The sequence below is a fragment of the Streptomyces sp. NBC_00224 genome (assembly GCF_041435195.1).
GTDB lineage: Bacteria > Actinomycetota > Actinomycetes > Streptomycetales > Streptomycetaceae > Streptomyces.
The window spans coordinates 8,078,740-8,094,744 of record NZ_CP108106.1; the positions used below are offsets into that span (position 1 = coordinate 8,078,740).

The window sequence follows — 16,005 nt, forward strand, 5'->3', positions numbered from 1 at the left end:
GCGGATCAGCGCGGTGTCACGCGTGGGGGAGGGGGAAGTAGTTGAGCTCCTCCTCCGCCAGGGGGTGTGTGCGCCAGCCGAGGGAGACCGGCATGTCCTGGATGCGCCTGCGCCCCAGGAACGGGAAGGCCGCGGGGAAGTTGGGGACGAGACCGGGGATGAGGACGCGCAGGACGCGGAAGCCGGTCTTGGCGACGTCCTGGGTGGTGATGTCGACGTAGACGATCTCGTAGCCGCGTTGCTCGACGGTCTTCTGGTACGTGGCCAGGGTGCGGTCGGTGAGGCGGGGCAGGGAGTCGATGGGGCGGCTGGTGGGGGTGTCGACCCAGGGGCGCACGATGTCGGCGGCGCGCGGGTCGAGGAAGAGCTGCTCCTGGCAGAGCAGGTCGTTGACGTCGTGGAAGTCCTTGGCGTAGTCGTCGAGGTAGGCGCGGTCCTCGCGCCACGGCTTCACCCGGGCGCTGGTCCAGCCCGCCGCGACCGCCTCCCGGAACAGCCCGTCGGGGTCGTCGAAGTCGCGGGTGCCGTCCTGCAGGGTCAGACCCTCGCCCCAGGCCTTGCGGGCGGCCTCGACCGGGTCGGGGCGGGCGCCGAAGCCGATGGAGAACAGCTTCTCCACCTCGTTCTCGACGACTCCGGCCATGACCGGCACGTCGAACTCGTTGTCCAGGTGGATGAGCCAGCCCCGCTGGCCGAGTTCGGTGGGGCGGCCGGCCCAGAGCGCGGCGAGTTCGGGGGTGGGCTCGATCTTGGGCAGCGGGTGCCGGTTCATCCACCAGATCATGGTGGCGTCCCGTTCGATGATCTCCTCGATGCCGGAGACCAGGGCGTCCTCCACACTGCGTCCCGCGGCCAGGCCCGGGTAGTAGAGGAAGTTGGTGGGCGGCACCTCGGCGTACTGGTCCATGTACCAGTTGACGTAGACCAGGCTGGCCGGAACCCACATGGGCCGGTCCTTGGTGAGGGAGTGGCCGCGCACCCAGTGGGTGGTGCGGTCGTGGGTGAAGCGGACGAACGGGAAGCCGGGGCTGTCGTAGAGCCGGTCCGAGTAGAGCACCAGACGCTCGGGGTCGAGGGTGCGCTCGCCGGATCGCCGCATCTCGCGGTAGGAGGCCTCGCGCACCTCCACGGAGTCGGTGATGCAGTTCCCGCAGTACCGCTCGACCGCCTCGCCGATCGCGGCGCCGCGGGCGGCCCGGAAGTCGCGGAAGGCGGTGCCGCCGCAGACGACGTTGCTGGACCAGGTGTACAGGCGGCGCATGTCGGCGACGTTGGTCTGCACGGTGACCAACTGGTCCGGGATCGAGGGGTGGTGGTCGAAGACCTGGTGGGTGGCGATGAGCCCGGTGCGGTCGTCCAGCAGATACCGCTCGCTCAGGGGCGGGGTGTCGTCGTCGATGGGACGGTCCGGGAGCGGCAGCAGCGGATGCCGGGAGGTGGTCAGCTCCACCGGGTCCAGTTCGATCTCCGCCCACAGCGTCAGCGCGGTGACCCCCGCGATCCACCGCTCCACGTCGATGAGCAGGTACGAGAGCATCCACAGCAGTTCGGAGTGGGTGGGGCGGGCGGCCTCGCCGAACACCGCGTCACCGGTGAGCGCGGAGTACACGTCGGCGCGTTCGGCCACGGTCAGCCGACGGCCCAGCAGGTCCCGGTAGTCGGGGGTGCGCCCGGGCGCGACGGTGGGCCCGGCCCAGCCGCGGCCCTGACTGAGGTGGAACGAGGACCAGTTGACCGTACGCTCGGCGCAGAAGTCGTTCAGCGACTCCAGGTAGTCGAGGTCGAAGCGGTCGCGCAGCGCCAGCACCAGCGGCTCGCCGTCCGCGTACGCCTCCAGCGCCTGAGGCAGTCCGTCGGTGGTGGTGACCTCGACGGAGGCGAAGTGGGCGGCGGCCGGGCAGTGTTGGGCGATCGCGGTCAGCTCCGCGTCGCCGGTCAGGATCAACGGGGTGGCGGCCACCCGGTCGGGCTCGGGCCGGGTGCCATGGGCGAAGCGCAGCCAGCGTCCCTCGCCGTCGAGGGGGGTTCCGGAGCTGAGGGCGCCGAGCTCGGTCAGCTTGTCCAACACCTCCCGGTATCCGGCCGGGTCCGATGTGCCCTCGGTGACTTCCTCGGCCGTCCTCGTACCGTCGCAGCGGGCGAGGACCGCCGCGACGTTCTCGGGCGCGGCCTTGATCTCGAAGAGACCGCCCCTTGGGGCGATGGCCAGCGTGTGCCGTTCCGCACCCGGGCCGGGTTGCACGAGCGGCCGTAATTCGACGTTCACCAAGCGGAGCCCGCCGGCCCGCACGGAAGGACTGACTGTCACGACTTCCTCCAACCTCAAAGAGCCGGGAGCCGCCGAGACGACGGCTCCCGGAACCCGGCCACCTGGACGGTCAGTCCTTCTTCCAGGTGAAAACGGGAGCGATGCCGGAGTGGTGGTGGGCCGGGGGGTACATCCTGCGGGCCCGCTGGAACTCAAGCTGCACGATCATGGAGTTCTCCTCTCGGATACGCGGCTCACGTCAGATACGTATGCCGCCGCACGCTGCGAAGCGTCCCCGGCAGGCTATGGCAGCTCATATCGGGCCCCGTATCCCAAAATCTGGGGATGGCCAGGCCGTTGGGAGTCGACGTATACGCGAACGGATTCCGGTTCCCGCTCCCGCACGTCCACGGCCATGCCGCCGGGCCGTTCAGAGCCGGAAGACGACTCCCCGCCACGTCCATCCAGCGTCCAGGACCGCACCCCGCAGGGGGTTCTTCATCTCCGCGAAGTCGAAGCGCGCCCCCTCCGTCTTCTGGAGACGGCCGTCGGCGCCGCGCTCGATCGTCCAGTCACGGGCGACGCCGGTCACCTGCCCGCGTGAGTACTCGCGCGTCTGCGCGTCCCACTGCTCGTCGATCGCCCGCACTTCGTGCTGCGCCGGGACCAGCCGCATCCGGGTCCGCACGGTGATGCCCAGCTCCCGGACCCGCCACACCGCCACCAGGTCGGCGCGCTCGGAAGGGGCACCGTTGCGCACGGCGAACGGCACGCCCGGCCCGTTGACCGCGAGCAGCGCGGCCCGGACCTCCGCGGCCGAACGTGCCGCGACACCGGCGTCGGGGTAACGGGTGCCGGTCAGTCTGTCGAAAATGCCCATCGGGACAACTTACGGATGCCGGGTTGTCCGGCACAAGATCTCTCGTGTCGAGGAGATGAGGGAGGGGAGGTGGGCAGTGGCTGCCCTGGAGAGCGCGTCCCCGGTATCCCGGGCAACTCATCCATCCTGATGAGGCAGGTCCACCCGGACGGGGCATCCTTGCGGCGTTCCCCGGGCAACTCCTGTACGCCGCCGCTATGTTGGCCGCTCTCGTCGGCCCTTGTCGGCATCCCGGAGTCGCCTTGGAGGCGTCGTGAAACTCTTCTGGGTCCTCTTCGCCCTTCTGCTCACCGCGCTCGCGCTGGGCGGATTCATCAGCGCGGTGAAGGACGCCGACAAGGCGAGCCGCATCGGCGACCTCGTCACCAGCGCCCTGCTCGCTCTGGCGGCTCGGGGGAGCTGGAGGCGCGTCGGCGCGTGAGTGGCTTCGCCCGACGGGGGGTTCGCCGGCCAGGGGGAACGCCGTACCCGCCCTGGTCCCGGGGGAGTTGTCAGTGGCGGGTGTCACCATCGGGGCATGAGGCGATACGAATGGCGGCCGTTCCTTGAGCGCTGGAGCGCGGAGTGGGCCGATGTGTACGACGAGGATCTCGATGCGCGGGACGGCGACCGCGATGCCCACGCGGCGCGCTGGCTGGGGTTCGAGCCCGCCGACGAGGAGCGCCTCGCCGCGCTGGAGCGGCGGACAGGGCATCCGCTGCCACCGTCGCTGAGGTCGTTCCTCCAGGTCACCGACGGCTGGCGGTATGCGGGGCACTTCGTGTATCTGCTGGCCGGGACCGAGCACATCGACTGGTGCGGAGACCCCCACGGCCTGGGCGAGATCTGGCTGGAGGACCTCGACGAGGACGCGGACGACGAGGAGGTGAGGGAAGCCGGAGTGTGGGCACGGTCCCTCCAACTGGCGGTGGAGTCCGACATGGTGGACGTACTGCTGGACCCGGACGACGTGGACGAGCACGGCGAGTGGGCCGTCTACACGTATGCCAGCTGGCGCGCGGCGCCGCCTCGGCGGTACGCGTCGTTCAGGCACTTCATGGAGGACATGTACCAGGAGTTCCTCCGCATGTCCGCCGACCGGCCCGGCTTCGCCAACGACACGACGCGTTCCGTGGACGCCGGGGTGGAGCGGGCGCTGGCGGACGCGCTGAGCGGTGAGTACGAGGCGGCGGCCGAGGTGCTGGCCGAGGCGGTGGCGTGCGGGCGCCCCCGGGCCGGGCGGCTGTTGGCGCAGATACGGGCGCTGTCGGGCGCCGGCGACAGCACCGAGCGGGTGGGTGCCTCGCTGCGGGACCCGTACGTCGCCCGCGAAGCCATGCCCCTGAGCTGCGCGGAGGAGGGAGGCTCGGGACGCGACGACGACACGTGGTTCCTCGGTCGGTATCCCGAGGAGGACCGCGAGACGGTGGCGGGCGTGCTGGAGCGGATACGGCAGGGCACGTTCGCATACGAGGCGTCCGGAGCGTTCGGCGAAGCCGTCCGGGTGGCCCGCGAGCTGGCAGTACGTGCCCGGCCGGAGGCGGCATGGCGGACTCTGCTGGAGGCCGCTCCCTCATGGGTGCCCCTGACCTCCGACCACATCGCGCCGGTGGGCCTGCTGGCCGACTCCGTTCTGGGCCCTCTGCTCACGCCCGAACGGGGGCGTGCTCTGCTGGCCACGCCGCGCGGCGCCGCGGCGACCCCCGCACAGACCATGGCCGCGGAGACCGCGGCGCCGGACACCGACGGCCTGGGCTGGCTGGCCGCCCCCGGGCACACATGGCGCGGGTGCCGACTGGTGCTGGTGGAAGGGGTGCAGCCCGACGAACTGCATCGGCGCATGGGGGCGGGCGGGCCGCTGCTGCCGGCCCTGAGGGCCTGGAACGCCGACACCCGGCATTGCTCACCGGATGCCCAGACCTGGGAGAGCAGGGTGGTCGTACGCACCGGCTGCGCGGGAGCCGACTGGACCTTCGCCTACTCCGGAGCCGGGCTGGACGCGAGGGCGGACAGGTTCGTCTCCCCGGCCGTGGCCGCCTCCCACGGCACCAGGGCGCTGACTCTCGCCATCGACCACGGGTTCGCGCACCGTGACGGTGAGGGTCGAGCGGAGTCCTTCCACTTCTCGCTCGCCGAGGACGGCAAGGTCGTCCATTCCCTCACCGTCCACGGCGACGAGGTGACCGTCACGGGAGAAGTCCCCGTGTTCCTCGAACCCTGCCTCCGCCTCTTCGGTACGGATCCCAGCGGCCCGGAGGACGAGCCCGCCCCCGACCCCGTACGGCAAACCCTCGATGCGATCGCCGCCGCATTCGGTGTGACGCTTTCCGAGGAGGCTCTCGTCGACGGACGGCTGGACGCCTTCGAAACGGTCTCCTGGCTGCGAGAGCCCAGGGCCGGAGAGTCCTGGGCCTACATCACGATGGGACGACCGCCGGAGTGAGGCCGACCGCCGGACCGACCGGGGGCCGGACCGACTGCCTCGGCCGCGTCGGGCACCCCGCACCCGCTAGGTAGGGTGGGCGTACCAGCACATCGTGAAGTGGAACAAGGAGCAGACGTGAGCGAGCCGGCGTCCACCGCCCTGCAGCAGGAGATCGCCCGGGAACTCCAGGTCGCCGAGACCTTCGAGGCCGAGCGGGAGATCGAGCGCCGGGTGGCCTTCCTCGCCGAGCGGCTGACCTCCACCGGCCTGCGCTCCCTCGTGCTCGGCATCAGCGGCGGCGTCGACTCCACCACCACCGGCCGCCTGTGCCAGCTCGCCGTCGAGCGGGCCCGGGCCGCCGGGCACGAGGCACAGTTCTACGCGATGCGGCTGCCGTACGGGATCCAGGCCGACGAGCACGACGCCCAGCTCGCGCTCTCCTTCATCCAGGCCGACCACGTGCTGACCGTGGACATCAAGCCCGCGAGCGACGCCGCCCTCGGGGCCGCGCTCACCGCCGACGTGAGCTTCCGCGACGCCCACCACCAGGACTTCGTGCACGGCAACATCAAGGCGCGCCAGCGCATGATCGCCCAGTACGCGGTGGCCGGCGCGCACAACGGCCTGGTCGTCGGCACCGACCACGCCGCTGAGGCGGTCTCCGGGTTCTTCACCAAGTTCGGCGACGGCGCCGCCGACCTGGTCCCGCTGACCGGCCTGACCAAGCGCCGGGTGCGCGCCGTCGCGGACGCCCTGGGCGCGCCCGCCGAGCTGGTGTGGAAGACCCCGACGGCCGACCTGGAGACCCTCGCCCCGGGCAAGGCCGACGAGGACGCGCTCGGCGTCACGTACGACGACATCGACGACTTCCTGGAGGGCAAGCCGGTGGGCGAGCGGGCCTTCGAAACGATCGTCCACCGCTACCGCCTCACCGAGCACAAGCGCCGGCTGCCGGTCGCGCCGTAGAAGGAGCGTGTGGCCCCGGGAGTGCCCCCAGGCATTCCCGGGGCTTTTCGCATTTCTGCGCGGGAACGACGGGGCACCCGCGAAGCACACCCCAGGCACACGACAATCCTTGCCCGGCCGCGCGCCCCGAGGGTTTGATCGGAGTGCCTGGTCAGCCCGCCCATGACGGGAATGGGTCACGGGCCACCCCACGGGCTCGGCCGTCGCCGTACGGAGGCAGCCGTGGCGATCACGCCTGACCAGTCGAAGGGTGCGTCAAGAGCGGATGCCGCCGGATTCCCCGGTGCCCGCTGACGGCTTCCCGGTATGCCACCGGAGTTCGTGACGCGCCGCACGCTCCGACCGAGAGGCATCCCATGCTCGACAAGCTGGCCGCGCTGGTGACCGTACGCCGGAAACTGGTCCTTGTACTCAGCCTCCTCTTCTGCGTCGTGGCCGGTGGCCTGGGCGCCTCCGTCACGACGAAACTCTCCGCGGGCGGATTCGCCGTGCCGGGCGCCGAGTCCACCCGGGCCACCGAGACCCTCAGTACACGGTTCGGGACCGGTGAACCCAATCTGGTGCTGCTCGTCAAGGCCCCGGACGGCGTCGACGACCGGGACACGGTTCGCAGGGGCGAGGAGCTGACGGGCCGGCTCGCCGCCGAGCCCGGCGTCCAGGAGGCGGTCTCCTACTGGACCCTGGGCAAGGCCCCCTCGATGCGCGGCGAGCACGCCGACTCGGCCCTCGTCCTCGCCCATATCAAGGGCGACGAGGACCAGGTGGGCCGGTATCTGGAGAAGATACGGCCTCGGTACGAGGATGGTTTCCGAGGACTGACGGTGGAGTTCGGCGGGCGCGCCGAAGTCGACCGGGAGCTCAACGAGCAGATCCAGAAGGACCTCGTGCTCGCCGAGGCCCTGGTCCTGCCCCTCACGCTCATCCTGCTGGTCCTCGTCTTCCGCGGTGTGATCGCGGCCCTGCTGCCGCTCGCCCTCGGGGTCGTCGCGATCATCGGCACCTTCGCCGTGCTCCGGCTGCTGACGGAGGTCACCGACGTCTCGGTGTTCGCGATGAACCTGACCACGGGCCTCGGCCTCGGCCTGGGGATCGACTACAGCCTGTTCGTCGTCAGCCGGTACCGAGAGGAACTCGCCGCCGGTGCCACGGTGAGCGATGCCATCGCCACCAGCCTGCGCACCGCGGGACGCACCGTTCTCTACTCGGCCATCACTGTTGCCCTCTCCCTGTCTGCCCTGCTGCTGTTCCCGATGTACTTCCTGCGCTCGTTCGCGTACGCGGGCATCGCCGTCGTCGCCTTCGCCGCGCTGTCCGCCCTGGTGCTGTTGCCCGCGCTGCTCGCCGTCCTCGGAACACGCGTCAACAAGTGGTCCTGGACCAGGCCCAGGAGCGAGCCCGCCGGGAGCGGCCCCTGGTCCCGTCTGGCCGCCTTCGTCATACGTCGGCCGGTGCCGATGGCCACCGGCGCCATCGCCGTCCTGCTGCTGCTCGGCTCCCCCTTCCCGGGGATCAGACTCAACCTCGCCGACGAGCGGACCCTGCCCGTCGGCGCCGAGGCGCACCGGGTCAACACCGTCCTCCTGCACGACTACTCGGCCCGTGAGATGGATCCGCTCCTGGTCGTCGCCGACGGCTCGGGTGCGCCGCGCGGCCGCACCGCCGACATCGACGCGTACGCCAGGCGCCTCTCCGCGCTCGACCACGTCTCGCGGGTGGACGCCCTGACCGGTTCCTACACCGACGGCCGCCTGATCGCCCCGGCGACCACCCTCCACCGGCGCTACGCGGCGGAGAACGGCACCTGGCTGTCCGTAGTGCCCACCGCCGACCCCTACAGCGACGAGGGGCAGGCCCTGGTCCGTGACATCCGTACGGCCAAGGCGCCGTTCGACGTCAGGACGGCCGGAACGGCCCCGGCCTTCCGTGACACGCTGGACGCCCTGACCGACCGGATGCCCTACTGCCTGCTGCTCATCGCGGTCACCACGTTCATCCTGCTCTTCCTCCTCACCGGCAGCGTGGTGATGCCCGTCAAGGCGATCGTGCTCAACCTGCTCAGTCTGACGGCCACCTTCGGCGCCGTGGTCTGGGTCTTCCAGGAGGGCCATCTGCGCTGGCTCACCGGCGACTTCACCGTCACCGGGGGCATCGTCGCCACCACGCCCATCATGGTGTTCTGCCTGGCGTTCGGGCTCTCGATGGACTACGAGGTGTTCCTGCTGTCCCGCATCAAGGAGGAGTACGACGCCACCGGCGACACCGCCCGGTCCGTCGTCCGGGGTCTGGAGCGGACCGGCGGGATCGTCACCGCCGCAGCTGCCCTCATCGCCCTGGTCTTCCTCTCCTTCCTGACCTCCGGCATCACGCACATGAAGCTGCTCGGCCTGGGTCTCGCCCTCGCGGTGGTCGTGGACGCCACCTTGGTGCGCGGTGTGCTGCTCCCCGCCTTCATGCGGCTGGCGGGCCGGTTCAACTGGTGGGCTCCCGGCCCCCTCGCCCGGCTGCACCGGCGCATCGGCCTCAAGGAAGGCGGTCCACCGAGGTAGGCCGCTGACTCGTTGACGTGCTGTGCGGACATACGCAAGGGGACCGCCGCCGAGTTCATCGGCGGCGGTCCTGTGTGCTGCGGACGTCGTGGTCAGCGCAGGGACGGGCAGTCCCGGCACACACTCTTGTGCCGTCCGGTACGGCCCGCGCGGCGCCGGCCCCAGAGACGCATGGCGGGGCGTTCCACCGCGACGTACAACAGCCAGGCCAGCAGCAGCGACACGGCGAACATGGGGGCCAGGACGGTGATCTGGTCCACCAGGGCCAGGCCGCTGAAGTGCGGGATGCCGAGCACCTTGGCGCCGTAGTCGATGACCGGTTTGTGCACCAGGTACAGGGCGAAGGAGATCTCACCGAGCCGGACGAAGTACGGGTGGCGCAGCGGGGAAGGGCGCCCCTCGATGTCGGCCACCGCTGCCGCGCAGATCAGCATGCCGATCGGGACGACCGTGGCGGCGGCGAAGGAATACAGTCCGGATCCCATCGACATCCAGTAGCCGAGAACGAGCAGGACGGTGGCCGGCGCCATGCCGAGTTGGACCCACTTCCCGGCCGCGACGATGTGGGCGAGCACCATCCCGAGGGCGAATTCGAGGGCGCGCGCGAGCGGGAAGAAGTCGACGAACCAGGCGTCGTTGTCGAGGTAGGGCAGCAGCGGGGACATCGGCTGCCCGTTCGGGATGTAGTGCTCGGCGATGACCGGCAGGGTGAAGATGACCGCGACCAGGACCGCTGCCGTGCACCACAGGAATCTCGGGGGGATGCGGCGTATCCACGTCAGCATCAGGGGGAACGAGAGGTAGAAGAACACCTCGCAGGAGAGGGTCCAGCTCACGGGGCTGACGGCCGTCGTCAGGTTGAAGCCGGGAATCCACGACTGTGTGAGGGTCGCCGTGGGAAGGATCTGGGCCGCGACGATCGCTTTGCCCGTCAGGAGCATCAGACCCGCGTGGGCCGCTCCGACGACCAGGTGATTGGGGAAGATCTTCGCCGCTCGCGCGCGCCAGACGGCCCGTGCCGGAGTGCCGGGCTTGGCCGACCAGGTGAGGACGAAGCCGCTGAGGACGAAGAAGAACGAGACGGCCACCTGGCCGAGGTTGCGCCAGAAGTCCGGGTTGCCGCGGATGTAGAGGGAGAAGTGGCAGAGCAGAACGGCGGTCGCGGCCAGGAAGCGCATTCCGGTGAGACTCGGAAGCTTGTCCCAGCGGCCTTCGTGCGTCGCCGCGGCCGAGGTGCTCGGCCGTGAGAGTTCGGGTGTGGTGGACATGGGTTTCCCCCTGTCTTGTTGGACGGTCGCTTGGTTGGTTGCTGTGTGGTGTGGTGCTGAATCCCGTTCCTGTGCCGCGTATGCGCACGCGGCGCGGGAACGGGACGTCATGGGGAGGCCGACGGGCGCCGCAGCCGCCTGCGCGGACGGGGCGGGGTGGCCCACCGGCTGTTCTGGACGGCGATCGCCTCCTGGACGGTGGCGGCCAGTCCGGCGCGCGTGCACGCCGGGCCGTCGGTATCGAGGTGGTGCCGGAGGGTCCGCCGCAGCTGAGCCGCGGGGTCGTGGGCCGCGCTCGCGGGCCGGGTCGGCAGGCGCAGTACGGCGGCGACGGCCGCGGACAGCCCGGGCGCTTCGCCGCACACGACGTGCCGGATGGACGCCAGGCCGCGGGAGTGCAGCCCGGTGAGGAGACGGGACCAGGAGGCGGAGGCGTCGGAGCCCGCCAGCTCGAAGCCGATGACCTCGCGGCGCCCGCGCGCGCCGACCCTGATCGCGGTGAGGATCTGTACGGCCCCGTAACCATGGCTGCCGTGGACGACGACGGGCAGGGTGTCCAGTCGTAGGAACGCTGTACGGCGTGGGCGCTGACGGCGCGGGAGACCGGCTGCAGGGGCGAGGGCAGCCGCGGAGATGGCGGCGAGGAAGAGGACGCCCGTGGTCAGGAGGGTCGTCGTGTGCAGTGCGGAGGCGTAGTCGGCTGCGGCCGTTGCCGCGCCGGTGGCGTGGCCGGATCCGGCCGACGGCGTGGCGGCTGAGGTGGTCTGACGGGTGATCAGAGCTCCGACGGCGGCGCCGCCGAGGATGCCGCCGATCTGACGGCTGGTGTTGAGCACGCCGGAGGCGGGACCGGCGTGCCGGCTGTCGACCGCGGCCATCGCGAGGGTGGTGAGCGGGGCCAGCGCGGCGCCGATGCCGAGGTCCGCCAGGAGCATCGCGGGCAGCAGCTCCCACGGGTCCATCCCCGGCCGGGCCTGCGATCCCAGCAGAGCGAGTCCGTACGCGTAGGTCAGCAGGCCGCCGATGACGAGGGGTTTGCCGCCGATGCGGTCGGCGAGGCGGCCGGAGACGTGCGCGGCCGCCGCGGCGGCCAGCGGGGTGGGGGCGGTCAGGAGGGCGGATTGCAGCGCGGTGCGGCCGAGCTGCTGTTGCAGGAAGAGCGCGATGGGGGTGGCACTGCCGATGACCGCGAAGTGCAGGGCGGCGCCGATGCCGTTGGCCAGGACGAAGTCGCGGCGGGCGAACAGTGTGCGGGGAAGCAGCGGGGACCGGGTGTCGCACCGCTGCTGCACGAAGAACAGGACCAGGCACCCGAGTCCCGCGCAGAGCGCCTGCCCGCGCAGGGGGTGGCCGGTGCCCAGCAGGGCGAACGTGAGGGAGGTGAGTCCGACGGTCACCAGGGCCACACCGAGCGGGTCGGCTCCTCGACGGCCGCTCGGTGGTGGCGCGGGCAGCAGTACGAAGGACAGGACCAGCACGGCGATTCCGGCGGGAACGTTGATCGCGAAGATCCACTGCCAGCCGATCCCGGTCACCAGCAGACCGCCGAGCAGGGGACCGGCGACGATCGACAGGCCCATCACGCTGGTGAGCGCGCCGAAGGCCGCCCCTCGGCGGTGGGAGGGAAACAGGACGGCGACGAACGCGCCGATCTGCGGGGTGACGAGCGCCGCCCCCAGTCCTTGGAGCGCTCGCCAGGCCAGGAGTTGGCCGATGCTCCCGGCGCAGCCGCACAGGGCCGAGGAGAGGGTGAAGAGGGCGAGTCCCGTGAGGTGGATCCGTTTGGGGCCGTAGCGGGTGCCGAGCCGCCCGGCCGGGATCATGAACACGGCGTAGCTGATCAAGTAGGCGTTGACGACCCAGAGGACGTGGTCCAGGTCCGTGGCCAGGCCGTGCATCATCGCCGGAAGGGCCACGTGCACGATCGTCGTGTCGAGCACGGTCATGAAGAGGCCCGTACCGAGGACGCTCAGCGCGACCCAGGGCGCCCGGCCGTGGACTTGCTCCATCACGACTCCTTGCAGAGAGGTGTCACAGGGCGGTGAAGCCGCCGTCGACGACGATTTCGGTGCCGGTGATGAAGGACGCGCTGTCGCAGGCCAGGAACCGCACCGCGGCCGCCACTTCGTCCGGGCGCGCCGGTCGGCGCAGCGGGGTGCGCGCGGTGACGTCGGTGATGAACTCCTGCGGTGCGGCGGCCGTCATGGGGGTGGCGACCATGCCGGGGGAGACGGTGTTGACCCGTATGCCGTCGGGAGCCAGCTCGATGGCCGCCGCGCGGGTCATGGCCCGCACGGCGCCCTTGGCGGCGTGGTAGGCGAAGGAGGCGCCCGAGCCGACCATGCCGTAGATGGAGCTCACGTTGACGATGGCGCCGCCCCCGGCCGACCGCAGACAGGGGGCGGCGGCTCGCATGCCCAGCCAGGCACCGCGCTGGCAGGTGTCCACCACGCGGTCCCACTCCGAGGCGGTGCAACTCTCCAGCCCGTGGATGCCGAGCGTGCCGGCGTTGTTGACCAGTACGTCGAGATGGCCGAAGCGGCGTCGGGCGAACCGGGTCACCCGCTGCCAGGAGTCGGGGTCGGTCACGTCGAGCACGTGTCCCACCGCGTTGCCCGTGGTGGGGCCGCCGTTGAGCTTGCTCGCCGCCGCTCGGCAGGCGTCGCCGTCCAGGTCCGTGACCACCACGCCCATGCCCTCGTCGAGCAGGGCCCGGGTCACGGCCTGTCCGATGCCGCCGAGCGCCCCGGTGACCAGCGCCACCCGGCCGTACGGTCGGTGCGCGTCCATCACCGCTCCCCGTCGGCGGGGAACCAGGCGAGGGCCGCCGCGTACCCCCGAGCGTGTGTCAGCGAGACCCGGGGTGTCGCCAGGCCGTGCTCGCCCATCCAGCGCGCGAGTTCACCATGGACGCGCAGGACGGGGGCCTCGTCCGAGCGGCGCCGGATCTCCATGTCCTGCCAGGGCGGCGGGCCCGGCCAGCCAAGGAGGCGCGCGACCGCCTCCTTGGCGGCCTTGCGGGCGGACAGGTGCTCCTCGGCGCGGGCCAGGGAGAGCGCGTAGGCGCGTTCGGCGCCGGTCAGCCAGTCGCACCAGCGGGGATCGTGCCGCTCGGGGCAGTGCTGCGGCGGGCTGATGCGTACGACCGGCCCTGCCGTGCCGGGGGGATTCATGCCGCCTCCTGTGACGTGGCCGCCTCGTGCCAGGGGGCGAGGACGAGCGAGACGTAGGTGCCTCCCCAGTTGGCGGCCGTCACGACGCACGCCTTGCCGCCGGTGTGAGGGGCGGAGTCGAGATACGGGCGCACCCCGTCGAGGGGGTGGGAGAGGCTCGGGACGGAGGGGCTCCAGCCGGTGCGCAGGGTCTCGGTGGCGCAGACGGCCGACATCAGCGCCGAGGTGCTGGGCACGTGTCCCGTGTACGGGCTGAGGTTGCTCAGGCGGACCGTGCCCGGCTCCCACACCTGAGCGATCGCGGCCGCCTCGGCGCGGTCGATCGCGGCCGTGCCGCGGGCGTCGCCGAAGACCGTGCCCACGTCCGAGGCCGGCACGCCGCCGTCGGCCAGGGCCCGCCGGAAGCTCTCCGCCCAGGCCTCGCCCGAGGGGTCGTTGCCCGCGACGCGATGGCCGTCGCTGGTGATGGCGTGCCCCTTCACCTCGGCGAGGATGGTCGCGCCCCGGGCCAGCGCGTGCTCCAGGGACTCGACGACCAGGGCCGTGCTGCCGGCCCCGAGGGCGGCGCCGGTGGGGGTGGCGCTGTAGGGACGGGGGCTGTCCTCGGCGAGCAGGCCGACGCGGTCGAACCCGAAGTGCAGCAGCGGGGTGAGTTCGTCGGCGCTGACGGCGAGCATGACGTCCGCCTCGCCCCGGCGGATGAGGTCGGCTGCGTAGCCCAGGCCGCTGAGCCCGGAGGCGCAGCCGGTGGCGAGGGTGGAGAGCGGGCCGCGGATCTGGAGGGCGAGGCAGGCGTGTCCGGCGGCGGCGTTCATCACCGAGTTGGGGAACAGCCGGGGGTTGACGCGATGGGGGCCCTGGGTGCCGATGGTCTCGCTGAGCTGCTCCACGGTCTCGACCGGTCCGCTGAACGTGCCGAAGACCATGCCGATCCGGGCCGCCTCCGCCTTGGTGACGCGCAGTCCGGCGTCGTCGAGGGCCAGTCGGCTCGCGGCGAGGGTGAGCAGGCCGATCTGGTCCAGTCGGCGGGCGTAGGCGCGGTCGACGTGGCGGCGGCACTCGGTGGTGTCGACCTCGGCGGCCAGGCCCGTACGGGAGAGGCTCAGGTCGTTCAGCCGGGCCGGACCCACTCCGGTGCGGCCTTCCCTGAGTGCGTCGAGGAACACCTGGCGGCCGCTGCCGAGCGCGGTCACCGGCCCCGCGCCGGTGATGACGACGCGGTGGGCGGCGGGGGTGCGCGGCGGGGCGGGGCGGCGGCCCAGGACCAGGGAGCAGTTGTTGCCCCCGAACGCGAAGGAGTTGGAGACCACCACGTTCAGTTCCTGCGGCCGGGACCGGTTGGGAACGATGTCGCGGGGCAGTTCGCGGGTCTCGTCGACGTTGACCGTGGGCGGCAGCACGCCGTCGCGCAGCGCCATCACACAGGTGGCCGCCTCCATGGCCCCGGCGGCGCCGAGCATATGGCCCACCTGGGACTTGGTGCTGCTCATCGGGGCGGCGGTACGGCCCGCGAACAGGGCGTCCACGGCCTTGGTCTCGGCGCTGTCGTTGGTCGGCGTGCCGGTGCCGTGGCCGTTGACGTAGTCGATGTGCTCGGGACCCAGGGCGGCCTGGGCCAGGCCCGCGCGCATCGCTCGGCTGGCCCCGTCGCCCGCCGGGTCGGGGGCGGTGGCGTGGTAGGCGTCACTGGTGAGGGCGTAGCCCAGGAAGTAGCTGAGGATGTCGGCGCCGCGCCTGCGGGCGTACGACTCCGATTCGAGCACCAGGAAGGCCGCGCCCTCGCCGAGGTTGAGGCCGGTGCTGCGGGAGTAGGGGGCGCAGGGTTCGGAGTCCAGCGCGTTGAGGCTGTCGAAGCCGGCGAGCGAGAGGATGTCGAGCACGTCCACTCCGCCCGCGATCATCACGTCCGCGCGGCCCTCGCGGATCGCGTCGGCCGCGAATCCGATGGAGTTGGAGCCGGCGGCGCAGGCGTTGGAGATCACCACCTTGGGCCCCTTGAACCGGAACGCGATGCTTAGCGCGTCCGCCGAGGTGTACAGGGGGTAGTTGAAGAGCAGGTCGGCGCGCGTCGACTCGGGGCCGCCGCGCAGCAGTTCCCAGTGGAACTGCTCACCGTGGTCCAGGCCGCCCACGGAGGTGCCCACCGCGATACCCATGCGGTACGGATCATGGTCGTCCTGCGGCAGTCCCGCACTGTCGACCGCCTCCTGGGCGGCGGTCAGGGCGAGGGAGGTCGCCCGGTCGACGCGTCCGCGCAGCCGTGGGTGGGAGGAGGGGAGCGAGGCCGCCTCTCCCGTGTACTGGCAGCTGAGCGCCGACACGTCGAGGCGCTGGGTCTTGGCGATGCCGCTCTGGCCGGCGCGGATCCCGCGCCAGACGTGCTGCGCACCGTTGCCCAGCGCACAGCTGAGGCCGATTCCGGTGATGGCCACGCCTTCGAGGCGGTGGTTGCTGAGGCTCATGACTTCTCCTTGCGTGCCGAGGGGTGTGTGCCGAGGGCTCGGCGTGCTCGTGAGCGGA

General features: G+C 71.5%; 11 protein-coding genes. 4 read left to right on the plus strand and 7 right to left on the minus strand.

The annotated features are described in order from the left end of the window. Positions 1-16: 16 nt before the first annotated feature. Both OG965_RS36135 and OG965_RS36140 read right to left on the minus strand, forming a co-directional pair. Positions 17-2,308: a YcaO-like family protein gene (locus tag OG965_RS36135; RefSeq protein WP_371656290.1), complete on the minus strand. Its 2,292-nt coding sequence runs from the start codon at positions 2,306-2,308 to the stop codon at positions 17-19. A 370-nt stretch (positions 2,309-2,678) separates the two neighbouring features. Next, positions 2,679-3,128 (minus strand): hypothetical protein, encoded by a 450-nt coding sequence (locus OG965_RS36140; protein WP_371656291.1) that lies wholly within the window; start codon positions 3,126-3,128, stop codon positions 2,679-2,681. 253 nt (positions 3,129-3,381) lie between these two features. Between OG965_RS36140 and OG965_RS36145 the strand changes: the two genes are divergently transcribed. From OG965_RS36145 to OG965_RS36160, 4 genes are all read left to right on the plus strand, one after another. Next, positions 3,382-3,549 (plus strand): hypothetical protein, encoded by a 168-nt coding sequence (locus OG965_RS36145; protein WP_371656292.1) that lies wholly within the window; start codon positions 3,382-3,384, stop codon positions 3,547-3,549. A 96-nt stretch (positions 3,550-3,645) separates the two neighbouring features. Further along, entirely contained in the window at positions 3,646-5,550 is a 1,905-nt protein-coding gene (locus tag OG965_RS36150) for an SMI1/KNR4 family protein (RefSeq protein ID WP_371656293.1), read from the plus strand. 117 nt (positions 5,551-5,667) lie between these two features. Continuing rightward, complete coding sequence (gene nadE, locus OG965_RS36155; protein ID WP_371656294.1) at positions 5,668-6,498, plus strand: ammonia-dependent NAD(+) synthetase; 831 nt, start codon at positions 5,668-5,670, stop codon at positions 6,496-6,498. A 356-nt stretch (positions 6,499-6,854) separates the two neighbouring features. Continuing rightward, a complete protein-coding gene (locus tag OG965_RS36160) occupies positions 6,855-9,044 on the plus strand; it encodes an MMPL family transporter (protein WP_371656295.1) in 2,190 nt (729 codons plus the stop codon). Between the two features lie 92 nt (positions 9,045-9,136). On the opposite strand, the gene OG965_RS36165 is transcribed toward OG965_RS36160, so the two are convergent. From OG965_RS36165 to OG965_RS36185, 5 genes are all read right to left on the minus strand, one after another. Further along, positions 9,137-10,312 carry an acyltransferase family protein gene (locus OG965_RS36165; protein WP_371656296.1) on the minus strand — a complete coding sequence of 392 codons (1,176 nt, stop codon included), beginning with the start codon at positions 10,310-10,312 and terminating at the stop codon, positions 9,137-9,139. Between the two features lie 107 nt (positions 10,313-10,419). Then, complete coding sequence (locus OG965_RS36170; RefSeq protein ID WP_371656297.1) at positions 10,420-12,321, minus strand: DHA2 family efflux MFS transporter permease subunit; 1,902 nt, start codon at positions 12,319-12,321, stop codon at positions 10,420-10,422. Between the two features lie 22 nt (positions 12,322-12,343). Then, positions 12,344-13,102, minus strand: a complete 759-nt coding sequence (locus OG965_RS36175; RefSeq protein ID WP_371656298.1) for an SDR family NAD(P)-dependent oxidoreductase — start codon at positions 13,100-13,102, stop codon at positions 12,344-12,346. Continuing rightward, complete coding sequence (locus OG965_RS36180; protein ID WP_371656299.1) at positions 13,102-13,485, minus strand: holo-ACP synthase; 384 nt, start codon at positions 13,483-13,485, stop codon at positions 13,102-13,104. The genes OG965_RS36175 and OG965_RS36180 overlap by 1 nt, the downstream gene beginning before the upstream one ends. Beyond that, complete coding sequence (locus tag OG965_RS36185) at positions 13,482-15,947, minus strand: beta-ketoacyl synthase (protein ID WP_371656300.1); 2,466 nt, start codon at positions 15,945-15,947, stop codon at positions 13,482-13,484. Before OG965_RS36185 ends, OG965_RS36180 begins: the two co-directional genes overlap by 4 nt. Positions 15,948-16,005: the final 58 nt, after the last annotated feature.